The organism is Gymnodinialimonas sp. 57CJ19, assembly GCF_038396845.1.
Lineage (GTDB): Bacteria > Pseudomonadota > Alphaproteobacteria > Rhodobacterales > Rhodobacteraceae > Gymnodinialimonas.
In genome coordinates, this window is record NZ_CP151587.1 from 3,479,877 (window position 1) to 3,503,869 (window position 23,993).

Genomic DNA, 23,993 nt, shown 5'->3' on the forward strand with positions numbered 1-23,993 from the left:
CCACCATGCATATCCCTCCGTTTGATAACCAGAACAAGGCGATCGTGGACGTGGACGACGCCCATGTGCCGCTGACTTACTTCAATATCGTAAAACTGAAATCAGGCGAGACCTTCGACTACCGCCTAAAAGGCTATGAAACCTGCGTCGTTCCGGCGACCGGCACGGTCACCGTCGAAGCGGGCGGAGAGACCTACACAGACATCGGCAACCGCGGCGCCGATGTCTGGGACGGCGACCCCGAGGGCGTCTATGTGCCCACGGACACAGGCGCCCGTATCACAGCGCAGACCGACACCGAAGTCTTCATTGCAGGGGCGCAGTTTGCCGAGACGCTAAAGCCTTTCGCGGTGCGCTCCGCCGATCTGGACCTGGTGCAATACGGCTCGGATGACACGAAAACGCACCGCAAGATCAAACACATCCTCGGCGCAAGCCACCATGACCGTGTGGGGCGCCTGCTGGTGAGTGAGCTGTTTACCGTGGGGGCCGGCGGCTGGTCTGGATTCCCGTCTCACAAGCATGACACGGACCGCTTGCCCGACGAGACACGCCACGATGAAACCTACAACTTCCGTTTCAAACCAGACTACGGCTCGGGCCTGCAAATGTTGCAGCGCGTGGATAACGAGCCGGGCGATGCCTATCACATTGTCAACGGATCTACGGTTCTGATCGACAAGGGCTACCATCCCTGCTGCGCCCTTCCGGGGTACGAAATGTACTACTTTACCATTCTGGGCGGCCTGTCGCAGCGCAGCCTGAAACAGTACTTTCAGCCCACCCATGCCGAGCAATTGCACACGATCCCCGGCATCATGGATATGGTGGCAAAGTTCAAATGACCCTCGCCACGCTCTCTGATGTCGTCGTGCCCGCTTCCACCGGGGGCTATGCTGTTCCCGGCCTTGTCTGCCTTGGATGGGAGGACATGCGCGCCTTCGCGATGGCCGCCGAGGCCGAGCGTGCGCCGGTTATTCTACAAGCAGGCCCGTCCTGCCGTGAACACACGCCTCTGCCGATTTTAGGTAAGATGTTCAGGCACTTGGCCGAAAGCGTCTCGGTGCCCGTGGTGGCGCATTTGGACCACGGCTATACCATGGACGATTGCAAAGCCGCACTGGACGCGGGCTTCACTTCGCTGATGTTTGACGGCTCTAGGCTGCCGTTGGATGAGAACATCGCGCAGACCCGCGCGGTCGTGGAACTGGCTCATAGCGCAGGAATTTCAGCAGAGGGGGAGATCGGGTTCGTTGGCTACTCGGGTGGAGAGGCCAGCGCTGGCACAGACCCGGAAGACGCCGCACGCTTTGCCATGGAAACCGGGGTGGATGCCATGGCGATCAGCGTCGGCAATGTCCACTTGCAGCAGGATCATGAGGGCGGGCTGGACGAGCCGCGAATCCGCGCGATTGAGGCCCTGACCGATGTGCCTTTGGTGATCCACGGCGGGTCAGGGGTGCCGAATGCGCAGCGATTATCCCTCGCCACCGGCTCGCAGATCGGCAAGTTCAATATCGGCACGGAACTGCGCATGGCCTTCGGGGCGGCGTTGCGCGATGCGGTGAATGCCGACCCTGATCGCTTTGACCGCGTCCAGATACTGCGCGACACTCACGATCCGGTTTTTGAGGCCACCCGCAACGTTTTCCGTAGTATGAATGCTTCTGGCAAAGCGTAACCGCGACCATGGGATTCCCGCCCCCCCGAGCCGCGACTCCCCCTGAGGCTCGGAGCCCTTAACCAATTGGTCTAGCTGTCAGATTTTGGCCATGTAAAGATCAGGTTATAGGCCAGAAACCCGCCGATCCCGGCCGAGAGATAGGCCCAGACATCATTGCCGAAGGACATCTCTACAAACGCCCACACGAATGGCACGAGCACCAGCAGCCAACGCCGCCATGCGGCTTGAAAGAAGGGGTGTGAGGGGTCGATCAGTTTCATTCCGCCAGCTAGCCCAAGCGGGCAAGCAACCGCAAGACTTAGGCGGACGTGGGCCCCTTGGCGAGCACACCACCATCCAGCCGCATCGAGGTGGCCCCGATCTGCGCGAGGGTGATGCTCGTCTCGTCTTTCAGGACGCTCCAGAGGGTTTGCAACCCCGCCTCGCCGCCTGCGGCGATGGCAAACTGTAGGATGCGGCCCAGGAAGGTGAAATTCGCGCCTTGGGCATAGGCTTTCACCACGTCCTCTCCGCCGCGCAGGCCAGTGTCGAAGAACAGCGGAAACGTCGGTCCGACAGCGGCACGGATTGCGGGCAGTACATTGATCGGCACCGGTGCGCTTTCCAATTGACGTGCGCCGTGGCTTGAAACCTGGATCGCATCGACGCCCGCTTCTTTTATAAGAAATGCATCTTCGGCGTCCAGCACGCCTTTGACCACCAGCTTGCCGGGCCACATCTCGCGCAGCTTGGCTAGCGTGCCGAAATCGGCCCTGGCGCGAGAGGCTTTGCGGTCAAAGTCGAACCCCTCCATCCGGAAATTCGCCATGTCGGGCTTGCCCGCCAGAAGCTGCGCGATGGACCACTGCGGGTGCAGGGCGAAGTCGACGAATTGCCGGGGGCCGATCTTGAAGGGCATGGTGAAACCGTGGCGCAACTCACGCGGGCGGCGGCCCACTTCCGGCACGTCCACGGTGAGGACAAGCGTTTGATATCCGGCGGATTTTGCCCGCTCCACCAGCTTGAAGGTGCCCGAGCCGTCGCCCGTGAAATAAAGCTGGAACCACGCGTTCCCCTGGGCTTCCTCGATCAACGGCTCCATCGCGGTAGAGGCCACGGTGGACACGCCAAGCGGCACGCCTTCACGCGCCGCTAGGCGGGCCAGCATCATATCGGCGCCGGGGGCAGCGAGGTTGCACATGCCCATGGGGCTGATGCCAAAGGGGGCTTTCGTCACCGTCCCGAACACCGAAGCGCCCAGGTCCCGCGTACTGACATCGCGCAGGATTCGGGGCTGCAACGCCAGTGCATCAAAGGCCGCGCGGCCCCGCGCGGCCCCCGCCTCGGCACCTGCGGCACCGTCGATATAGTCGAACACCATCCAGGGCAAACGCCGCTTCGCAAGGCGCCGCGCGTCTGCACTGGAGTGGATCATCTAGCTCGCCACCGCGTCCATGAACCGCTGACGGATCACCACCGGGTCTTTCGTGATCACGGGCAGCTTGATGTTGCCGCTGTCGCACTTGGACACGATGATGGTCATCTGCTTGCTGTCGATGGCCGCTTGCAGCGCCGCACCGGTGTTTTTGTCTTCGCAGACGACGACATTCTCGCAGCCACAGGCCTTTGCGACGTTCTCGAGCTTCGTCAGTTTGCCCGCATAGGTTGGCTGGTCGCCGGTAGAGCCATAGGAGCCGTTGTCGATGATCAACAGGATGTAGTTATCGGCCACGTTGTTGGCGATTGTGGGCAGCGTGCCAAGGTTCGTCAGCACCGAGCCGTCGCCGTCGATCGAGATCACGGTCTTGTCTTGCGCCAGAGCAAGGCCGAGGCCGATGGAGGACGACAGGCCCATGGTGCCGAGCATGTAGAAATTACGCGCGTTGTCGTCGATCATGTGCAGTTCCTGGCTTGGCAGGCCGATGTTGCAGACGACGAGGTGCGGGTTCAGGATGGGCGCGATTTCGCGCAGGATTTCGGAACGGATCATTGGTCGCCGTAGCCTCCCCAGAAGGACGCATCGGTGAGGATGGCCACAGGTTTGTTGCACATGAAGGTGTATTTCAGGATCGCGTCCAGTTCATCCGCGTCACTTTCCTTGTGGAAATGGTACGTGGGGATGTTCATCTGGCTCAACAGCGCCTTGGTGTGGACCGCCATTTCAACCTGACAGGCCACCGGCTCTCGCAACTCACCGCGATACGAGATCAGCATCGGCAGGGGCATGCGGTAATACTGGATCAGCGTGGCCAGCGTGTTGATCGTCACGCCAATCGCGGTGTTTTGCATGATGATCGCGGGGCGCTTGCCGCCCATGAAGGCGCCGGCACACAGGCCCATCCCCTCATCTTCCTTGTTGGAGGGGATGTGGAAAATCTCGGGCCGGGCTTCGACCTCATCAATCACCCCGGCGAGCTGTTTGCAGGGCACGGTGGTGACAAAGGACACGTCGTTGGCGACGAAATCGTCAACGATCTTCTTGGAAATACTCACGGGCGTCACAAGCTCCTGTTGCTGAGGGAGTGGTTAATCAAAGGGCCGCAGCACAATTTTGGGCGCGGCGGTTTTGCCGGAACGGATGTCTACGAAGGCCTGCGCCCCGTCGGAGAGAGGCCGGGCCTCGGTCCAATTAAGCGGGCCCAGGCGACTATCGAAGATGGCTTGCGCGGTGTCCCGGAAATCCTGCGCGGTGTAGGTATAGGTGCCGATAAAGGTGATCTCTTGCAAGGTCATCCGGCGAACGTCCAAACCACCCGTAGCTTCCCCCAACCCGATATGGGCAATCACCCCTCCGGGCCGGGCATGGGCCGAGGCGGTGGCACGGGTGGCCGCAAAGCCAACGGCGTCAATCACCACGTCGAACAGGGCATCGGCGGGCAGATCATCGGGGGAAATGGCCCGTTGTTGGCAAAGCCCGTTCAGAGCCGTCCGGCGCAGGTCATTGGGTTCCAGAATGGTGACATCGGTGATGCCCTGCGCGCTGAGCGACAGCGCCGCGCCAAGACCGATAGCGCCGCCGCCGATCACCAATGCATGGGCGGCATCCGGCACCACGCGCTTGGCAAGACGGACGGCGTGCCAGCCGCAGGCAATCGGCTCTGCCAGGCAAGCCGCATCGTAGGACACGTGATCGGGCACTGTCACAAGGTTCTCATCGCGCATTGCCACCAGTTGCGCAAAGGCCCCTTCGCGCGGCGGCAAAGAGATGATCATACGATCAGCACAAAGGTTTCCGGTGCCTGCCGTGCAGGCCGCACAGGTGCCACACGACACCAGCGGGTTCACGGTAACCCGCTCTCCGGCACGGGGGCCGCCAATGATCACTCCGGCGGCTTCATGGCCAAGGATCAGAGGCGCGGGGCGGCGCGCGTCGTGGCCCAGATAGGCATGCATGTCAGACCCGCAAATACCCACAGACATGACCTTGACCAAATGCTGTCCGGGGGCAGCCTCCGCATCGGGCACTTCACGGAACCCAAGGGCCTCGGGCCCGTCATAAACAAGCGCCTTCATTTCGCTGTATATCCCCCATCAACCATCAGGACTTGTCCCGTCACGTAGGATGCAGCCTCTGAACACAGGAAAAGCAACGGGCCGTCAATGTCTTCCAACGCGCCATTGCGCCCGACGCAAGTTTGCGCGGCGTTCCGCGCGACGCGATCCGGGTCCGAGAACACCGGCCCCGTCAGCTCTGTCGGGAAGAAGCCCGGACCGATGGCATTGGCGTTGATGCCGAAGCGCGACCATGCCTCGGCCATGGCACGGGTCAACTGGCCGATGCCGGCCTTGGATGCGCCGTAAGCCACGCCGCCGGGGAAAGCGCGGGTGGTCTGGAGGGACGCAAAGGTTACCACCCTGCCCCAGCGCTTTTCCTTCATCGCAGGCACCAGCGCCTGCGTCAGAAAAAACGGCGCCGCCAGGTTGAGGTTCAGGGTCATGTCCCACCCGTCCGCTGTCACCTCATCTGCCGCCTCGCGCGTATTGATCCCGGCGGCATGGACGACAATATCCGGGGCCCCGAACGGGGCGCATATGTCGGCGGCGATCTGCGAGATTGCGGCGCGGTCAGCCAAATCCGCCGTGACTGCCGCGGCGGGCGCGCCCGTCCGCTCCACCCAATCGGCCAAGGCATCGGCGCGGCGCGCCACCCCCACCACGCGCGCGCCCGCGTCGGCCAGGACGTCGGCTGCCCGCTGCCCCAGCCCCGCCGAAGCGCCGGTGACGCAGGCCACCCGGCCGCGCAGGTCAAAAAGGGCGGCAGCATCAAGCATTTGAGGACAGATCGAAGACTTCGTCGGGGAAGTACTTGGCCAACCGCACGTCGGCTGAACGGGCATGTCCCTCCATCCCCTCAAGTCGCGAGATCCGTGCGGTGGCAATCGCCACATCTCGGGAGCCTTCGCGGGTTGCTTGCTGCCATGTCACGATCTTCATGTACTTATGAACCGACAACCCACCGGTGTAGCTGGCTGCGCCCGACGTGGGCAAAACATGGTTGGTTCCCGATGCCTTGTCGCCGTAAGCCACGGTCGTTTCCTCGCCAAGGAACAAGGAGCCATAGCAGCTGAGGCGGTCTTTCCACCACGCCAGATCCTCGGCCTGCGCCGTCAGATGCTCGGGGGCATATTCGTCGGAACACGCGGCCATGTCCTCGCGATCCGCGCAGACGATCACCTCTGCGTAATCGCGCCATGCGGCGGCGGCGTTTTCCCGGTTCACCTCGGGCAGAGCGTCGATCAAGGCGGGGATGCGGGCCATGACATCTTCGGCCAGCGCCTTGTCATCGGTGACCAGCCAGACCGGAGAGTTATAGCCATGCTCGGCCTGACTGACGAGGTCGGTGGCCACCACATGGGGATCAGCGGAGCGGTCAGCAAGGATCAAGCTATCGGTCGGCCCGGCGATCATGTCGATGCCCACGCGCCCGAACAGGTGGCGCTTGGCCTCGGCCACAAACTGGTTTCCGGGGCCCACGAGAATGTTGGCCTTTGGCAGCCCAAAAAGACCAAAGGTCATCGCCGCGATACCCTGCACGCCCCCCAGCGCCATAATTGTATCCGCGCCGCAGATATGGGCCGCATAGACAATGGCCGGGGCCACACCGATGCCGGGGCGTGGCGGAGAAGTTGCGATAATATGTTTACACCCGGCGACCTTAGCGGTCGTCACGGTCATGATGGCGCTGGCGATATGGCTGTAGCGTCCCCCCGGCACATAACAGCCCGCCGCATCCACGGGGATCGCCTTTTGCCCGGCGATAAGACCCGGCACGACCTCGACCTCCACATCGCTGACGGTGGCTTTTTGCGCCAGCGCAAAGCGCCGCACGTTATCGTGGGCGAACTGGATATCAGCCTTCAGCTTGGCGGGAACGAGAGCACTTGCGGCGGCGATCTCTTCCTTGGTGAGGATAATATTGCCCTCGTACTTGTCGAACTTCGCCGCGTATTCGCGCGCCTTGTCATCCCCGCCTGCCTCGATCTCTGCCAAGATGGAACGCACGGTCTCCTGCACGTCGGATGCATCGGACGCAGAGGTGAGCGGCGCTTTCTTCAGGTATTCTCTTGTCATGTATCGGCATCCTATCGGTGGCAGAAACCCCGTGGCGCGGGGATGGGATCGGGCGATGAACGGGTTCGGCGCTGCGGCGCTGCGATTCCATTTGCAGTTTTGTAAGCCTTTACATCGGCAGAATGCAAGCCTTTACATTTGCGCTCGACAAGCAATGTCCATAAGGTGACACGCCTGATGAACCTGCCCCGCCCCACCCCGACGCTACATGATGTGGCAAAGCGATCCGGCTATTCGACCGCGACGGTTTCTCGGTGTTTGAACTTTCCCAAACAAGTGTCGGAGAAGACCCGTGACAAAGTGATGGCCGCGATCGCAGAGCTTGGCTATTCCCCCAATTTCGGCGCCCGCGCGATGGCGGCACAACGCACCAACACCATCGGCGCAATCATCCCCACTATGGAAAACGCCATTTTCGCCCGCGGCATTCAGGCGTTTCAGGAAGAGCTGAACAAGAACGGCTATACACTTCTGGTGGCCAGCTCTTCGTACCGGGCGGATTTGGAGGAAAGTCAGATCCGCTCCCTCGTGGCGCGCGGCGCCGATGCGCTGTTGTTGGTGGGTCACAGACGCGCCCCGGAGGTCTATCAGTTTCTGGAAACGCAGCAGGTGCCAACGCTAATTACATGGGCTTTCGACCCCAACGGCGCACGCCCGTCCATCGGGTTCAACAACCGTGTCTCCATGGGCGCGATGGCACGAGAGGTCTTGCGCCTGGGCCATCGACGCTTGGCGATGATATCTGCTCCCACTGCCACCAATGACCGCGCGGGCGCAAGATTGGACGGCGTCCGCGATGCCCTGCGCGACGCGGGCCTGCGGGACGTGGATTTGCCAGTGGTCGAGACCAATTATGGCATCGAAAACGGGGCGGAGGCTTTCACCCGATTGTTGCAGGCCGACACCCCGCCCACGGCCGTCTTATGCGGCAATGATGTGTTAGCCGTCGGCGCGTTGAACCGCGCCCGAGAGATGGGATTAGAGGTGCCCCGCGACGTGTCGATCACCGGGTTCGACGATATCGAATTGGCGCAGGTGGCCTTCCCAAAACTATCCACCGTCCATGTCCCGCATCGAGAGATGGGGCGCAAGGCCGCCGCTGCCTTGATCGGTTATTTGAATGGGGATGGGGAAGTTGTCGCGGAAGAACTGACGGCGGAACTTCGACTTCGAGACAGTCTGGGGCCGCCGCCGGTGTAAGGGGGAGCGGGCCGCAAAGGAGGTGGACCATCGCCCACCGTCACGATGGGGGTGGGCGGCGTTCTTGAGTTGTATTGGCCAAGATGAAGGGGAACGGCGCGCAAAAAAGCGAGCGCCCGCGCCCCACGTGGGTTTTGGCGCGGGGCGGGCGGTATTTCGAGCGGCTTAGATTGCGAGATATTCTTCGCGCAGGGCCTGGTTTTCCAGAACTTCCTTCGCATCGCCATCAAAGACGACACTGCCGGTGTCCAGAATAACGGCACGGTCCGCCAGTTTCAGAGCGGCCACGGCGTTTTGCTCGACGATGATCGTCGTGATCCCCTGATCGCGGATCAGGTTCAGCGTGCGGGCGATTTCCTGGACGATGACGGGGGCGAGGCCCTCGTAGGGCTCATCGAGAAGCAGGATCTTGATGTCGCGCGCCAAGGCGCGGGCGATGGCCAGCATCTGTTGTTCACCACCAGAGAGGGTCACGCCCTCTTGTTTGCGGCGTTCCTCTAGGCGGGGGAAGAGCTCGTAGATACGCTCAAGGGACCAGCCCACGGGCGGCGCGATCTGCGCCAGTTTCAGGTTCTCTTCCACCGTCAGGCCGGGGATGATGCGGCGGTCTTCGGGCACCAATGCTACGCCTGACGCCGCGGCTTGGTGGCTTTTCATCTGGTGCAGCGGCTTGTGATCCAGCCAGATTTCGCCGTGGCGAACCTCGGGGTCATCGACGCGGGCAATGGCGCGCAGGGTCGAGGTTTTACCCGCCCCGTTGCGCCCCAGAAGGGCCAGAATCTCGCCCTCGTGGACGTTGAAGCTTACGCCTTGGACGATGTAGCTTTCGCCATAATACGCATCAATATTCCAGACCGACAAAAACGCGGGCGCGGTGGCGGCGTGGTTGGCGTTGGGGTCAAATGTGGACGTGGTGGTCATGTGTGATCTCCGATCAGCGCAAGGACGGGCAACGGGCGCAACGGCAGGTTAAACCTGCGCATCGCCCAGATATGCTTCGCGTACTTTCGGGTGGCCCTTGATGTTCTCTGGGGTGTCTTCAACCAGCGGCGTGCCTTGGGCCAGGACGGTGATCCTGTCGGCAAGGCTGAAGACCACGTGCATGTCATGCTCGATGATCGCCATGGTGATGTTGCGGGTTTTGCGGATCTCTTTCAGCAGCTCGATTGTGTTGTTGGTATCGGCCCGAGCCATGCCCGCTGTCGGCTCATCAAGCAGCAGAAGCCGCGGATTCTGCACCAGTGACATGGCCATTTCCAGCCGCCGTTTGTCACCGCGCGACAGAGAGCCTGCGAGCATCTCGGTCTTCTTGTGCATGTCGACTTCGCGCAACATCTCCATCGCTTGCGCCAGTATGTCGGTCTCCTGGCCGATAGATTCGTAGGCATGCATCCGGAACGACCCGTCACGGCCCGCGAAGCAGGGGATCAGGACGTTTTCCAGCACCGTTTGATCGGCGAAGATCTCGGGCGTTTGGAAGACGCGGCTGATGCCCATCTGGTTGATCTCATGGGGTTTGCGCCCCAACACCGGCTTGCCATCGAACAACACCGTCCCGCTGTCGGGGATCAATTTGCCCACCAGCACGTTAAGCAGCGTCGATTTACCGGCCCCGTTTGGGCCGATGATCGCGTGGCAACTGCCTTCTTCCACGTTGAGGTTCACGTTCCCCAAGGCCTGGAGGCCTCCGAAGCGTTTGTTCACGCCTTCTACTTCAAGCATTCCCATCGTCTTCGCTCCTATTCGCCCGGTTTCGCGGAAGTGGTATCTGCGCCATCACGGGATTTGCGGCTGAACAGCGCGCCAATCCGCTTGCCGCCCTCGACAATGCCGCCCGGCAGGAAGATCACCACCAGCATGAACACGAGGCCCAAGGTAAGGTGCCAGCCAGAGCCCACGAAGGGATAGATGATGTTCACCAGCGTGTTCTCCAGCCATTCTGGAAGGCCGCCGAACCAGTTGTGCAGAACGGTCGAGCCGATCGTCGAGATGATGGATTCGAGGTAAGCAATCACCCCTGCCCCAAGGATCGGGCCGATCAACGTGCCGGCACCGCCCAGGATTGTCATCAAGACCACCTCACCCGATGCGGTCCAAAGCATCCGCTCGGCGCCCGCGATGGGGTCCATGGCGACCATCAAGCCACCGGCCAGACCGGCATACATGCCCGAGATCACAAAAGCGGCCAGCGCGTAGGGCTTGGGGTTCAGACCCGTATAGCTCATTCGGGTCTGGTTCGATTTGATCGCCCGCAGCATCAGGCCAAAGGGCGACCGGAACAGGCGCACGGCCAGATAGAAAGCGGCCAGCATGATAAAGCCGCTCAGGTAGTAGCCCATGTTCAGCGTGAAGGCCCAATCGCCCATGGTCAGCTCCAGGCTGTCGCGCATCTCGATCCCGAATAGGTTGGTGGAGGGGATGTTGCCGGTACCACTTGCCGCACCGTCCAGCACCCGAGGATCGTCGAGGGCCAGAGACAGGTTGGATTCACCGCCCGTGATCGGCGTCAGAACCGAATAGGCAAGGCTGTAGAACATCTGCGCAAAGGCCAGCGTCAGGATCGAGAAGTAGATCCCCGTGCGCCGCAAGGAGATGAAGCCGATCAGCAGGGCAAACAGGCCTGCCACAATGACCGAGATGATCAGCGCCGGAAGCACGTTCACCGTCAGCAGCTTCATCGTCCAGACCCCGGCGTAAGAGCCAATGCCCAGAAACGCCGCGTGGCCGAAGGAAAGATAACCCGTCAGACCAAACAGAATGTTATAGCCCACGGCGAAGATGCCGAAGATCACCAGCTTTTGCATCAGATCAGGGTAGCCCGCGTTGAACTGCGCCATGCCAACCGATTCAGGGAACGGGTTCAGCAGGAACGGGGCGAAAACGATCATCGCGGCGACGATAATAAACAGTCGAAGATCACTCTTGTTCAAACCAAGCATTGATCAATCCTCCATGACGCCCTTGCGGCCAAACAGGCCACGGGGACGGGTCAAAAGTACGATGACGGCGACGAGGTAGATGACCACCTGATTGATGCCGGGGATAAGTTCGATGATCCACGACATGGATGCAAAGGACTGAAGGATGCCAAGCAGGAACCCTGCGGCGACAGCGCCGGGCAGAGACCCCATGCCGCCCACAACAACGACCACGAAGGACAGCACAAGGAAGTCCATCCCGATATGGTAGTTGGGCGACAGGATCGGCGTATACATCGCGCCGGCCAGACCGGCCACAATGGCAGCAATGGCAAACATGATGACGAAGCGGCGGTCGATGTCGATGCCCAGAAGGCCCACAGTCTCTCGGTCCGCCATGCCGGCGCGGACAACCATGCCGAAGGTGGTGAACTGAAGGAAGGCGAAGACCGCGCCGATAATGACTGCCGAGAAGGCAAAGTAGATTAGGCGCCAGTAAGGATACATGATCGTGAAGGGGTCGAGGCCGAACATCGCGCCGATATCAAACGATCCGGTAAACGCCTCGGGCGCGGGGGTCGAGATCGGGTTCGCGCCGTAGAAGGCTTTGATGATTTCCTGAAGCACGATAGCAAGACCGAAGGTCACAAGGATCTGGTCCGCGTGGGCACGTTTGTAGAAGTGCTTGATCAGCCCGCGCTCCATCACCACGCCGATGATCGCCATGATCGGGATCGCGATCAGCACCGAAATGGGCACCGCCCAATCTATCATGCCGTTCCCCACGGTTTCGCCGAACCAAGACACCACATAGGGCGTGTCTACTGTCATCGGGTTGCCAAGGAAGTCGGTCCGGGTTTCGTCCACCACCTCATAGGAAATGCCAAGCACCCGCTTGACCGTAACAGCGACGAACGCGCCCATCATGAACAAGGCGCCGTGAGCAAAGTTCACCACACCAAGTGTCCCGAAAATCAGGGTCAAACCAAGCGCGATTAGCGCGTAGGCAGAGCCTTTATCCAGGCCGTTGAGAACTTGTAGGATGATCGCTTCCATGGCTTTCCCCGTTCAGTAGGCAGTAAATATGAGTGCCGCGCCAATCACGCGCGGTTACACAGAGGGCCCGCTTCGCGGCGGGCATTGGTATAGGAGGGTTAGGGCATCAGGCCCCTGCCCATGGCAGGGACCCGACGTTTGTTTCACCTTAGGCGCCTGGGTTACAGGTGCCCAGATCGCCGCCCGCGAAGTCCGGGTGGTCGGTGGCGTAGGTCGCATCTTCGCGCGATGTGATGTCCACGATTTCCACCAGATCGAATTCGTTCTCGGGGTTCTCTTTACCCCGCACAACGACCACGTCCTTGAAGCACTGGTGATCGTCGGCACGGTACAATGTTGGGCCGTTGCCCAGGCCGTCGAACTCGAACCCTTCCATGGCTTCGACCACCGAACAGGGGTTGAAGCTGCCGCCACGGGCAACCGCATCTGCGTACAGCAGCGTCTGCGCGTAGCAGGTTTGCGCCGCCTGAGAGGGCGGGAAGCCGTATTCCTGACCGAAGGACTGAACGAAGGCGTTGGTGCCTGCGTAACGGTCGCCACGCTCGTTCTCGATCTTCCAGTCCCAGTTCTGGGAACCAAGGATACCAACGATGTTGGACCCCGCACCGCGTGCCATAAGCTCGGAGTACAGCGGCACAACGATCTCGAAGTTGACGCCATCCACCTGCAAATCGCGCAGGCCGAACTGAACCGCTTGCGTCAGCGAGTTCACCATGTCCCCACCGTAGTGGTTCAGAATCAGAAGGTCCGCGCCCGAGTTCGCAACCGGTGTGATGTAGGACGAGAAGTCGCCCGCGCCCACTGGGGTCAGAACCGTGTTCGTGGTCTCCCAACCCATGTCTTCGGTGTAGGTCTGCATGGACCGCTGCTGCGACCAGCCCCAGGTGTAGTCCGCCGTCAGGTGATAGGCGCGACGGTCGGTGCCGTAGGCTGCTTCAAGGATCGGCGCCAGCGCACGGCCGGACTGCTCGGTGTTGAAGAAGTGACGGAAACCGTTGGCACGGCGGTCTTTACCGGTCGTGTCGTTGGAGTGGGTCAGACCCGCCATGAAGATCACGCCGGCGTCCTGGCACAGACCCTGAACCGCAATGGCAACACCCGAGGACGAACCGCCAGAAATCATGATCGCGCCATCGCGCTCAATCATGGAACGCGCCGAGGACCGAGCCGCGTCGGACGATGTCTGCGTGTCGCCAGTGACGTACTCAACCCGGCGGCCAAGTATACCCGTGCCGTCCAATGCGCTGGACGAGAAGGTGTTCAGCATGCCGCCGTCGCCTTCACCGTTCAGGTGCTTGACGGCCAGTTGGAACGCGCGCAACTCGTCTGCACCTTCGTCCGCATAGGCGCCTGTCTGTGGCACGTTGAAACCGAGCGTGACCGAGCCTTCGCCCGGAGCGTTGGTAAAGCCCGTATGGCCATCGGCCCAAACGCGACCGGTGAAAATTGTTGGAACTGCCAGCGCCGCACCAGAGGCGGCGCCTGTTTTCAGCATGCTTCGACGGGTAAAGTTACCTTTCGACATGTCTTCCTCCTAAACTGTGGAAAGACCCGGACCTCCCAATCCAGGCGAGGGTAATCACTACCCACGCAGAAAGTTGCAGCCCCCTAGAAAATTATCAACGCGGGGGTTCAGGTGAAACTTTATTCTGTTACTTTTTTTACAGATACGAGAAAATATGCGAAACTTTTCGGCTAACTGGCGGAAATATCATGTAAAAGACGCACTCGTGCCGAGGGAGATATCAGTGCGCCTTGGCAATCCAGATCGTGTGGCGGCTTCCTCGCTTTGCACGACTGGCCCGAACACTGTGGACGGTCGCCTCAAATCCGCACTTTTCCAAACGTCGCGTGAAAGCCGGATCGGGGTGGGCCGACCAGATCGCCAAGACCCCTTTGGACGACAGCGCGCGACGTGCGGCGTTCAGGCCCGCGACCGAATATAGCCCGTCGTTATCGGCCCGTGTCAGCCCGTCGGGTCCGTTGTCCACGTCTAACATGATCGCATCAAAGCGACCTTGGGCTGATCGGATCATCCCCGCCACGTCGCCGATCTCCACCCTGACGCGGGGGTCGCTCAGGCAATCTCCGAACACCGGGGCCATGTGGTCCGTTGCCCACGACACCAGCTCGGGCACGATTTCCGCGACCACCAATTCCGCCTGCGACGACGCCACTTCCTGTGCCGCGCGAAGGGTAAAGCCCATGCCCAACCCGCCGATCAAGACCCGTGGCGCGGCGTTCTGGGGCAAAGCGTCAAGCGACAACGTCGCCAGCGCCTCTTCCGAGCCGCCGAGGCGAGAGTTCATCAACTCGTTCCCGCCTTCCAATCGGATCGAGAACTCCTCCCCCCGGCGCGACAACCGCAAGCGGTCGCCTTCCGGCGCGCTGGCAGAGGCCAGATGTATCCAAGGTTGCATGATTGTGAGCCTCCCGCCGCGTCCAACGCCTTTGCTCATGGCGCGGCTGGCGGCCAAATGCAACGCACCGCGCCCCGCCGCTTTTGCGCAGGCTGTCACAGGGGTTGCCTTCGCGCCGGAGCAAAGCCACCTTCGCGCCCAACGAGTACCGACCCAGTTGCCACGCGCCCCGTGGCTGGCAGGCAAAATCAAAGGATGGTTCCATGACGCTGCGCTTCTTCTCTGACAAAAAGCGCCCGGTGCATATGGGACCCTACCCGTCCGAGCGCCTTCTTCGCCTACAAAAAGCCCCGGACCTGTCTGCCGTCCCATCTGCGCCGCAACTGTCCTTTACCGACAGAGCCGCCCCCCATTCCATCGTTAACGCGATGCGCGAACATCAGGCGATGTTGGACGCGATCCGGGATGGCTTGGTGAACAAAGCCGTGGCCGAGGCGCCCAAGGACCCGCGCGAACGAGCCAACCACCTGAAAGCGTTCGGCTATTTCTCGGATGCGGCCCTTGTGGGGATCTGCAAGCTGCCCCACGCCGCCCATCTGTCCACACCGCATGTGAACCCCGATGTCAGCCGCCTTGCCAGTGACCTGCGCACCCGCCAGACCAAGACCCTTGCCGCCGGGATTGACATGATAATGGCCGATCTGCGCGACAGTATGGAGGCCCCACCTTCGGGAATCGAAGGGCATACCCATGCGCTTGTCTTTCTGTTTGAAAACCCCCGCGCCCCTGAACCCGATGAGGTCGGAACCACTTGGATCAAAGACGCAGCAGCCCATCGCGCCGGGCTTCTGGCTTCGGAAGCGGCGGTCATTCTGGCCAATTACCTGCGCGTTCTTGGCTATCCTTCGCGGGGGCATACAACCTCCAGCTCGGACGTGGATCTGAACAAGCTGGCCGTCGCAGCGGGCCTTGCGACAGTCGAAGATGACGCGTTGCATCATCCCTATATCGGCACTCGTTTTGGACTGGCCGCCGTGACAACAACCTTCGACATGGCCACCGACCAGCCCCTCGCGCCCATGGGTGACCAGCCAAGATCCGCCTTTGGCCTTGGCTGGAAACTGGGCACGACTTCGGCCAAGAACGCGCTCAACGCAGACCCCTATGCAAAGCGCCGCTTCGTCGATGGTGCGCATCCGTTCGAGACCCTCAAGCGCGTGGACACCCCCACCACCTATATTGACGAGCCTAACGTCCCCCGTGTGCCCAAACGTGCCGATATGTTCGCCCGCGGGCAATTTGGCGACATGGGAAAGAAGATGCAGGACGCCGCGAAAGGCGGGCATTACGTGCGCAAGGCCGCGCCGTCGATGGCGCAGCGCCGGGCGTTGGGGGCGTTTGTGTTGCTGCAAGACGGGGCCTCGGCCCCGGACAAGACCCCATTGGACCCGCAGGAGGCGGCCGATCTTATCAAAGCCACCAGCTACTGGCTTGGGGCCGACGCCGTGGGCATTTCGCGCTGCCCCGAATGGGCGTGGTACAGCCACGATGCAAGGGGAGAGGCGATTGACCCGCCCCACGACCAAGCCATCAACATGATTATCGACCAAGGCTACGAGACGATGGAAGGCTCCAGCGGCGATGATTGGATCGCCGTTGCCCAATCCATGCGGGCCTATCTGCGGTTCTCGCTGATTGGCGGGGTGATCGCCAAGCAAATCCGCAACCTCGGCCACAAGGCCAAAGCCCATACAGTGATGGACGGCGAAGTGCTGCAACCGCCGCTTCTGTTGCTAAGTGGCCTTGGCGAGGTCAGCCGTATCGGCGAGGTGATCCTGAACCCTTTCCTCGGCCCGCGCCTGAAGTCCGGCACCGTAACGACCGACCTGCCCCTCGCCCCTGACAAGCCAATTGATTTCGGCCTGCAAAGCTTCTGCGAAAGCTGCAACAAATGTGCCCGTGAATGCCCCTCGGGCGCGATCACGGCGGGGCCGAAGTTGATGTTCAACGGCTACGAAATCTGGAAATCCGACAGTCAGAAATGCGCCACCTACCGCGTTACGACGCCGGGCGGGGCGATGTGCGGGCGCTGCATGAAAACCTGTCCTTGGAATCTTGAGGGTCTGTTCAAGGAAAAGCCGTTCCGATGGGCGGCGATGAATGTGCCGGCGCTAGCCCCCGCCTTGGCCAAGCTGGATGATGTGGTGGAAAATGGAACCCTTAACCCCGTTAAGAAATGGTGGTGGGACTTGGAGATTCAGGAGGACGGCGGCTACCGCCCGACCCAGAACCCGGTGAATACGCGGGCCCTGCAAAAGGATCTGGACCTACGGGCCGAGGATCAGACGCTGGCCGTCTACCCTGCCCCGCTTGCCCCGCATCCTTACCCCTATCCGTTCCCGATGGACCGTGAGGCCGGCATTGCCGCCTACCAGGCGATGATAACCGCGGATGAATACAAATCCCTTCTGGAACGCGACGAAACGGGTCACCTGCACATCTATACTGCCGAGGGCGATAGCCCCGTCATCCAAGTGGAAATCACCCGTGCCGAACTAAGCGCCGACGGGGTGATGGTTTATGAATTCCGCCCCGTGGATGGCGGTCTTCTGCCTGAATGGCAGGCAGGCGCGCATCTGGATATCGTCGTCGCGCCGGAATTCCTGCGCCAATACTCCATGTCGGGCGATCCGGCGGATCGAACCAAGTACCAGATTTCAGTGTTGCGCGAAGATGCGGGTCGCGGTGGATCGCTGTTGCTGCACCGGATTTTCAACAAGGGTCGCCGGGTGTTCATCTCTCGCCCCATTAACCACTTTCCTCTGGATGCAACGGCCAGCAAATCTTACCTGATGGGCGGCGGCATTGGCATCACTCCGATGATCGCCATGGCCCATGAGCTTCACGCGGCAGGCCGTGCGTTTGAGATGCATTATTCTGGCCGCTCCCGCGCGACGATGGGCCTGTTGCCTGAAATCGCCGCTGCCCCTTGGGCGGACCACGTGCGCTATCACATCACCGATGAAGGCACCCGCGCGGATTTCGCGGCCCTCTTGGCTGGACCCGAGAAGGGCGCGCATGTGTATACCTGCGGCGCGGATCGCTACATGGGCAGCGTCATGGAAGCCGCTGAAAACGCAGGCTTTCCCGAAGAAGCGCTGCATTTGGAATACTTCTCTACGCCCGAGGTGCCGGACTACGTGAACCACGCCTTCACCCTGAAACTGGCCCGCTCTGGCCGGACCCTCACGGTGCCTGCCGACAAATCCGCCACTGATGTGCTGGCCCAAAACGGCGTCCACGTGGATGTGAAATGCTCGGACGGGATCTGTGGTGTGTGCAAATGCGGCTTGATCGCCGGAGAGGTCGAGCACCGCGACTTCGTCCTGTCCAAGGCGCAGCGCAAAACCGGGGTGATCCTGTGCCAGAGCCGCGCGGCGGCGGCAGGCGGACAGATTGAGGTTGATCTGTAACCAGACCGCGAAAAGCCCACGCCGTTAACACACTAACCCGTTACAGCGGCTAGCTTTGTCCCTAAGATCAGCGACAACAGCGGCAAAGGGAATGAAATGACACCGATGATCCACCCGGTTCTGTTGTGTGGCGGCTCTGGCACGCGGCTCTGGCCGCTCTCGCGGAAGTCCTTTCCGAAGCAATTCGTGAAGCTGGTGGGCGGGGAAAGCCTGTTCCAGACCTCTGCCCGGCGCTTTTGCGCCCCTGAATTCATGCCGCCGACACTGGTCACGGCCTCGGATTTCCGCTTTGTGGTGCTGGAGCAACTGGCCGCGGTCGAAATCGGCGCGGCGCAGGTCTTGATCGAACCCACACCCAAGAACACCGCCGCCGCCATCTGTGCCGCGGCGCTGGCGTTGGAGGCAAAGACCCCCGGCGCAATGATGCTGGTGGTCCCCTCGGACCACGTGATCCCCGACGACGCGCGGTTCCGCGACGCTGTGATTGCCGGGACCGACGCCGCACAAGCGGGCCAGATCGTGACCTTTGGCATCCGCCCGAACCACCCGGAAACTGGCTATGGCTGGTTGGAACTGTCCCAAGCCCCCGACGCGGATTTTTCCCCGAGGCCGCAACCTCTGCGCTCTTTCGTCGAAAAGCCCGACCTTGCGACGGCAGAGCGCCTTATGGCCGGGGGAATGCACCTATGGAACGCAGGCATCTTCCTTTTTTCCACCACCACTATTCTGAAGGCATTTGCGACCCACGCGCCGGATACGCTTTCCCACACCCGCACCGCGTATAAAGGCGCGGAACTAGACCTTGGCTTCACCCGTCTGGCCCCCGCCCCGTGGGAGGAATTGCCAAACACGTCGATTGATTATGCCGTGATGGAACGGGCCGACAACATGACGGTGGTGCCCTATGGCGGCGCGTGGTCGGATCTTGGCGACTGGGACGCCGTGTGGCGCGATGGTACGGCACACGCGGACGGCGTTGTCAGCACGGGGCCCACATCGGCGCTGGACTGCGAAGACACCTTGTTACACGCCACCGCCCCTGCGCAGCAACTGGTGGGGATTGGCCTGAAAGACATCATTGCTGTCGCCATGCCCGACGCTGTTCTGGTGGCCCACAAGGACCGGGCGCAGGACGTCAAAGACGCGGTGGCGCAGATGAAAGCCACTGGGGTCGCGCAGGCTGAAACGCTGCCCCGCGATTACCGCCCTTGGGGGTGGTACGAAAGCCTCGTCGTTGGCCCGTGCTTCCAAATGAAACCGATCGTTGAGCAAGCCGACGCATACTTCGGCGAGTATAAAATCACGCGATATGAAGATAAATTCGCTCGCGAGTTAGGAGCCCCCCAATGACCCCCCTCACCTGCTTCAAGGCAAATGACATTCGCGGGCGTTTGGACGTCGATCTGGATGCGGAGATTGCCTACCGGATCGGCCGCGCATTTGCCGAGGTATTGGAGGCCAGAACAGTGGTCTTGGGGCGCGATATCCGGACCTCATCTAAAACGTTATCGGACGCCGTGGCCGAGGCCCTTGTGGACGCAGGGTGTGAGGTGTTCGACCTTGGCCTTTCGGGCACGGAAGAGATGTATCACGCCACATCCCATTTCGACGCAGACGGCGGGATTTGCGTGACCGCGTCCCACAATCCCATGGACTTCAATGGGATGAAGCTGGTGCAAGCCGGCTCTGCTCCACTGGACGGAGACCGGAGCCTTTCGCGCATCAAGGAACGGGCCGAGTCGGCCGATTTCGCGGCCCCAAAGGCCATTGGCCGGATCATAGACATCTCCGAAAAGGCGCGGGACGCCTATGTCGACTGCGTCGTGTCATTTGCCGACATCGACGCCTTCAAACCGCTGAGAATACTGGTGAATGCGGGTCACGGCACCGCTGGCCCCACGTTCGATGCCATCGCAGAGCGGCTCACTCACATGGGCAGCCCCTTGCGCTTTGAAAAACTCTTCCACACACCCGATGGCACCTTTCCCCAAGGTATTCCAAACCCGCTTCTGCCCGAAAATCACGCCGCCACCGCCGATGCCGCCAAGGCCAAAGGGGCGGATTTCGGCGTGGCGTGGGATGGCGATTTCGACCGCTGTTTCTTCTTCGACCACACAGGCGCATTTGTGGATGGCGAATATGTCGTGGGGCTTCTGGCGCAAGCGTTTTTGGCGCAGCATCCGGGCGAGACGATCATCCATGACCCCCGAGTGATCTGGAACACCCGCGACTTGGTGGCCAAGGCAGGCGGAAGGGCCTTGCAAAGCCTCACGGGGCACGCCTTCATCAAGCGCAAGATGCGTGACGCCAATGCCATCTACGGCGGAGAGATGTCGGCCCACCATTACTTCCGTGATTTCGCCTATTGTGACAGCGGCATGGTCCCCTGGATCTTGGTCGCCAACCTCGTCAGCGCCCACGGCCCCTTGGCCGACATGGTCGCGGCCCGCAAAGCGGCGTTTCCATCTTCGGGCGAGTTGAACTTCACGATTGAAGACCCGAACGCCGCGCTGGCCCGCGTCAAAGCCGCCTTCGCGTCGGAGGCAGTAGGCGTGGATGAAATGGACGGACTTGGGGTCGACATGGGCGCATGGCGCTTCAACTTGCGACGCTCCAACACCGAGGCTCTGGTGCGCCTTAACGTGGAAGCCCGCGATGACGCGCGGCTGGTGGCTCAAGGGGTGGAGAAGGTGAAGGCGGCGTTGGCCGGGCGATAGTCCGGTACCCGCCCCACCCTTAGTCGTTGGCGTAGTAGCCCGAAGAATAACCGTCGTAGCCATATTGGCCGCCGTAGCCGTAGCCCTTCATCTTCTTTTGATCCACTTGGGTCAAAACGGCCCCATCCACAGGATGGCCAATGGAGTTCAGCATTTCCAGGCCTTGGCGCACTTGGGTGCGAGTGGTGAAGCCCCAGCGCACGGCGAACACCCTCACGTCGGCGTGACGGGCCAGGACGCGGGCATCGGGAACGGCCAAAACCGGCGGGCTGTCGATGATAATGTGGTCATAGCGGTCGCGCAGCTTCTTGATCAAATCGCCAAATCGGCGCGATTCAAACAGGTCAGCGGCGTTGAAATCCCCGCCCGAACCCATCAACACTTCCACCCCAAGATCGGGGTCACGCAGGTCCACGTCATCTAGGTTGGTTTTTCCCAACAAGACATCCAGCAGTTTCACACCGGTCGGGCGGGTCTCGTCCACATAAGCACGCAGTGTTTGGCGACGGATATCAGCTTCCAGGAGTAGAACGCGACGCCCCTCCAACGAGCCCAAGTAGCGCGCCAAGGCCAATGACATCGTTGTCTTGCCCTCCCCCGGGATCGAGGAGGTGACAAGGATGACCTTTGCTTCTTCGTCAGGGCTGACCATCAAAATGGAGGTCCGCAGGTTGCGAACCGCCTCTGCGAAGATCGAGTTCGGCTTGTCCTTCAGGCGTTGAAGAACGTCCTTTCGCCCTCGGACGGACATGGCGGGCAACGCGCCAAGCGCTTTCACGCCCGCGAGGCTTTTTAATTCGTCCGTCGTGCGGAACCCCGCAAAGCGCCATTCGCGGATCAGAACGATTGCAGACCCGATCATCGCGCCCAGAATAGCCATCAGCGCCATCATCATCATGACGCGCGGGCTGGACTGGCCGCGCGGCACTGCCTCGGACAACACGATGCTGTCGGCCGTTTCCAGACCCTGCTGAATGCTGGCCTCTTGCAGCCGCGCCAGAAAGGTTTCGTAAAGCAGGCGCGACGCTGCAACTTCGCGTTCCAACTGCTGCATGGCAATCAACTCGCTCGATTGCTGCGACACTTGCGCCGTCAATTCCTCGGCGGACCGACGCAGGGAGGCAAGCTGCGTTTCATTGCGGCGGATGTCATCCCCGATGTCGGAAGCAATGGCCAACAACGCGACCTGCGTGGCGTCGGCTTCCAGTCGTCCGGCACGGAAACGCTGGATGATCCCCGTAAACCGCGTATCGCCAGAGGCTTCCAGCACGGCCAGCAATTCGTCAAAGCCGTCCGCGCCCTCAATCGCCGTTTGCAGAGCCTGGTTTTCTGCCAAGCGAACCTGTGCATCTTCGACCCGCGTGCGCAGGTCGCGCAGTTGCAGGTTTTGCGCCTGCAACAATTGGGCATCAATCACGTTGGACGCTTCCATGCGCTGCGCCAGTTCCTGCTCCAACGCCTCAACGTTTGCCTCAAGCTCAGTGGTGCGCTCCGACAGGAATTCAATCGCGCGTGTTGCGTCGTCCAGTTTTTGGCGGATCTGATTGTCTATATAAATCTCGGCCAGCGCATTCACGATCGTCGCGGACTTAATGGGATCGGTGGTCGTGATCTGAATATTGAAGGCTAACGATTGGCGGATATTGGAAACCGAAAGGCTCGCGATCACCTGGTCAACGACACGGTTGCGTATTTGCTCATCGCTAAAGGTCGGACGCTCCCCCCCCCCCCGAAAGGGTCTGCATGACCCGCGACAAAAGGCTGGGGGGCGCAAGCACCGAGTTGAATTCCGGGTCATCCACAAGGCCTTGCTCATCGACCAAACGCCCAACGAGAGAGCGCGACAGAAGTACCTCCAACTCAGTATTCAGGCCTACTGTATCAATGCCGCCGCCCGAGAAGATGCTTTCAATGTCGCCGATGACCTGTTGCTGCTCGCCGTTGAAGGCGATCGTGGCCCGCGCCGGATACATCGGCACAGCCACCCGCGTGGCATAAAGGAATGCGCCCACAATTCCGATAATAGCGACAAGAATGATCCACAGCTTGCCGCGCCAAAGGACGCCGAAAAGAGCCGCCAAATCAATTTCGTCAGATTCTACGGTCTCGTTTGCTTCGGCTGCTCGGGTCATATCTCGGATCACTTTTGGGATTTTGCCTAGGTCTAGGCGGCATTCCAGAGCTATACTAGGCAATAGTCCGCGCTAGTACCGGGGAAAAGCCGCGTTAACTTATCACACCTCGAACGAGGACGCCGGGTCGCCAAACCGGCGCAGGGGCTTTGTATCATGCCGCCCCCCGAAACCGCATCTGTCCAGGTTAGACAAGCCGCTGCTAAAGCCTTGCCACACGGGAAAAGGTTCCGCTTTCGCCGGCGCGCGGGTCTGTCTTTGTGGCGTACAGTCCCTAACCGTGGGAGGGGGCGTCGGCCCCGCACCACCGGGCCAAGGCGTTAACCTTTTATCGGCAGTTTCCCGCCGAAAAGGTTAACGATCTCGGTGCAAGCGTCGGCGGTATTCGCTTCGCCCTTATGCCGCTTCTCGGAGCGCCAATGTCGCGCGAACCGCGCGGAGCGCCGGGGCTGTCAAAATGGCGCTGTATTCCGCCACACGGGCGTCGGTGAAATGCCCTTCTGCATCCAGCAGATTCACCGTGGCCAGCAGTTCGCCGTTGTCGATGATCGGCAGGTTCATCACCGATGCGCAGCCCAAAGAGCCGATGAGTTCATAGTCGGGAAATACTTTAGCAATGTCGGCCAAGGTATTGGCCACAAAGCATTCGTGCTGCCCGTGGACGATGTCGAACCAATCGTTGTGCGTGATCGGCTTGGTGCCTGAGGCGGGATAGGCTTCGGGCATGTTGGAATAGGCACGGCGCGCCAGGCCCGCTTCCATATCAACCGTCATAACGGTCCACAGACGCACGGGAACCAATGTGTTGCTCAGGCGGTATAGCGCCTCCAGCACCGCCTCTTCAGTGGTGGCGGCCGCAAGTTCTGCGTCAAACTGTGCCTGTGCTGTTTCTGCCTGCGTCAT

The 23,993-nt window shown here is 61.0% G+C and carries 22 protein-coding genes; 6 read left to right on the plus strand and 16 right to left on the minus strand.

Annotated features, from left to right (window positions below):
- The first annotated feature begins 5 nt into the window (after window positions 1-5).
- Together AADW23_RS16945 and AADW23_RS16950 are read left to right on the plus strand one after the other, a co-directional pair.
- Complete coding sequence (locus AADW23_RS16945) at window positions 6-845, plus strand: 5-deoxy-glucuronate isomerase (protein WP_341862121.1); 840 nt, start codon at window positions 6-8, stop codon at window positions 843-845.
- Window positions 842-1,681 (plus strand): class II fructose-bisphosphate aldolase, encoded by an 840-nt coding sequence (locus AADW23_RS16950; protein WP_341862122.1) that lies wholly within the window; start codon window positions 842-844, stop codon window positions 1,679-1,681. The genes AADW23_RS16945 and AADW23_RS16950 overlap by 4 nt, the downstream gene beginning before the upstream one ends.
- A 71-nt stretch (window positions 1,682-1,752) precedes the next feature.
- Here AADW23_RS16950 and AADW23_RS16955 read toward each other — a convergent pair whose 3' ends face one another.
- The 7 genes from AADW23_RS16955 to hisD are packed head-to-tail and all read right to left on the minus strand — an operon-like array spanning window position 1,753 to window position 7,234.
- Window positions 1,753-1,944 (minus strand): hypothetical protein, encoded by a 192-nt coding sequence (locus AADW23_RS16955; protein WP_341862123.1) that lies wholly within the window; start codon window positions 1,942-1,944, stop codon window positions 1,753-1,755.
- Window positions 1,945-1,982: 38 nt separating this feature from the next.
- A complete protein-coding gene (locus tag AADW23_RS16960; protein WP_341862124.1) occupies window positions 1,983-3,098 on the minus strand; it encodes an alpha-hydroxy acid oxidase in 1,116 nt (371 codons plus the stop codon).
- Complete coding sequence (gene comE / locus AADW23_RS16965) at window positions 3,099-3,653, minus strand: sulfopyruvate decarboxylase subunit beta (protein ID WP_341862125.1); 555 nt, start codon at window positions 3,651-3,653, stop codon at window positions 3,099-3,101.
- Window positions 3,650-4,156, minus strand: a complete 507-nt coding sequence (locus AADW23_RS16970) for a sulfopyruvate decarboxylase subunit alpha (protein ID WP_341862126.1) — start codon at window positions 4,154-4,156, stop codon at window positions 3,650-3,652. The genes comE and AADW23_RS16970 overlap by 4 nt, the downstream gene beginning before the upstream one ends.
- A 33-nt stretch (window positions 4,157-4,189) precedes the next feature.
- Window positions 4,190-5,176: an alcohol dehydrogenase catalytic domain-containing protein gene (locus tag AADW23_RS16975; protein ID WP_341862127.1), complete on the minus strand. Its 987-nt coding sequence runs from the start codon at window positions 5,174-5,176 to the stop codon at window positions 4,190-4,192.
- On the minus strand, window positions 5,173-5,934 hold the full coding sequence (locus AADW23_RS16980; RefSeq protein ID WP_341862128.1) for an SDR family oxidoreductase: 762 nt from the start codon (window positions 5,932-5,934) through the stop codon (window positions 5,173-5,175). The genes AADW23_RS16975 and AADW23_RS16980 overlap by 4 nt, the downstream gene beginning before the upstream one ends.
- Entirely contained in the window at window positions 5,927-7,234 is a 1,308-nt protein-coding gene (gene hisD, locus AADW23_RS16985) for a histidinol dehydrogenase (protein ID WP_341862129.1), read from the minus strand. The genes AADW23_RS16980 and hisD overlap by 8 nt, the downstream gene beginning before the upstream one ends.
- 177 nt (window positions 7,235-7,411) lie before the next feature.
- Between hisD and AADW23_RS16990 the strand changes: the two genes are divergently transcribed.
- Complete coding sequence (locus AADW23_RS16990; protein WP_341862130.1) at window positions 7,412-8,434, plus strand: LacI family DNA-binding transcriptional regulator; 1,023 nt, start codon at window positions 7,412-7,414, stop codon at window positions 8,432-8,434.
- A gap of 165 nt (window positions 8,435-8,599) precedes the next feature.
- Here AADW23_RS16990 and AADW23_RS16995 read toward each other — a convergent pair whose 3' ends face one another.
- The 6 genes from AADW23_RS16995 to AADW23_RS17020 all read right to left on the minus strand — a co-directional run bounded on the left by AADW23_RS16995 (window position 8,600) and on the right by AADW23_RS17020 (window position 14,828).
- A complete protein-coding gene (locus AADW23_RS16995; RefSeq protein WP_341862131.1) occupies window positions 8,600-9,355 on the minus strand; it encodes an ABC transporter ATP-binding protein in 756 nt (251 codons plus the stop codon).
- Window positions 9,356-9,403: 48 nt separating this feature from the next.
- A complete protein-coding gene (locus AADW23_RS17000; RefSeq protein ID WP_341862132.1) occupies window positions 9,404-10,162 on the minus strand; it encodes an ABC transporter ATP-binding protein in 759 nt (252 codons plus the stop codon).
- 11 nt (window positions 10,163-10,173) lie between these two features.
- Window positions 10,174-11,373 carry a branched-chain amino acid ABC transporter permease gene (locus AADW23_RS17005; RefSeq protein WP_341862133.1) on the minus strand — a complete coding sequence of 400 codons (1,200 nt, stop codon included), beginning with the start codon at window positions 11,371-11,373 and terminating at the stop codon, window positions 10,174-10,176.
- 3 nt (window positions 11,374-11,376) lie between these two features.
- Window positions 11,377-12,408: a branched-chain amino acid ABC transporter permease gene (locus AADW23_RS17010; protein ID WP_341862134.1), complete on the minus strand. Its 1,032-nt coding sequence runs from the start codon at window positions 12,406-12,408 to the stop codon at window positions 11,377-11,379.
- A 148-nt stretch (window positions 12,409-12,556) separates the two neighbouring features.
- Entirely contained in the window at window positions 12,557-13,933 is a 1,377-nt protein-coding gene (locus AADW23_RS17015; RefSeq protein ID WP_341862135.1) for a substrate-binding protein, read from the minus strand.
- A 220-nt stretch (window positions 13,934-14,153) separates the two neighbouring features.
- On the minus strand, window positions 14,154-14,828 hold the full coding sequence (locus AADW23_RS17020) for a spermidine synthase (RefSeq protein WP_341862136.1): 675 nt from the start codon (window positions 14,826-14,828) through the stop codon (window positions 14,154-14,156).
- Between the two features lie 203 nt (window positions 14,829-15,031).
- Between AADW23_RS17020 and AADW23_RS17025 the strand changes: the two genes are divergently transcribed.
- The 3 genes from AADW23_RS17025 (at window position 15,032) to AADW23_RS17035 (ending at window position 20,958) form a co-directional block, all read left to right on the plus strand.
- A complete protein-coding gene (locus AADW23_RS17025) occupies window positions 15,032-18,241 on the plus strand; it encodes a reductive dehalogenase (RefSeq protein ID WP_341862137.1) in 3,210 nt (1,069 codons plus the stop codon).
- Window positions 18,242-18,337: 96 nt separating this feature from the next.
- The gene (locus AADW23_RS17030; protein WP_341862138.1) at window positions 18,338-19,591 is read left to right on the plus strand and encodes a mannose-1-phosphate guanylyltransferase/mannose-6-phosphate isomerase; all 1,254 of its coding nucleotides are present in this window, start codon (window positions 18,338-18,340) and stop codon (window positions 19,589-19,591) included.
- Window positions 19,588-20,958, plus strand: coding sequence for a phosphomannomutase (locus AADW23_RS17035; RefSeq protein ID WP_341862139.1), 1,371 nt, complete (start codon window positions 19,588-19,590; stop codon window positions 20,956-20,958). The genes AADW23_RS17030 and AADW23_RS17035 overlap by 4 nt, the downstream gene beginning before the upstream one ends.
- A 19-nt stretch (window positions 20,959-20,977) precedes the next feature.
- Here the strand turns inward: AADW23_RS17035 and AADW23_RS17040 are convergent, their stop codons facing one another.
- The 3 genes from AADW23_RS17040 to AADW23_RS17050 all read right to left on the minus strand — a co-directional run bounded on the left by AADW23_RS17040 (window position 20,978) and on the right by AADW23_RS17050 (window position 23,993).
- Window positions 20,978-22,627, minus strand: coding sequence for an AAA family ATPase (locus AADW23_RS17040; protein WP_341862140.1), 1,650 nt, complete (start codon window positions 22,625-22,627; stop codon window positions 20,978-20,980).
- Window positions 22,628-22,661: 34 nt separating this feature from the next.
- Window positions 22,662-23,090 carry a Wzz/FepE/Etk N-terminal domain-containing protein gene (locus AADW23_RS17045; RefSeq protein ID WP_341862141.1) on the minus strand — a complete coding sequence of 143 codons (429 nt, stop codon included), beginning with the start codon at window positions 23,088-23,090 and terminating at the stop codon, window positions 22,662-22,664.
- A gap of 396 nt (window positions 23,091-23,486) precedes the next feature.
- The gene (locus tag AADW23_RS17050; protein ID WP_341862142.1) at window positions 23,487-23,993 is read right to left on the minus strand and encodes a GAF domain-containing protein; all 507 of its coding nucleotides are present in this window, start codon (window positions 23,991-23,993) and stop codon (window positions 23,487-23,489) included.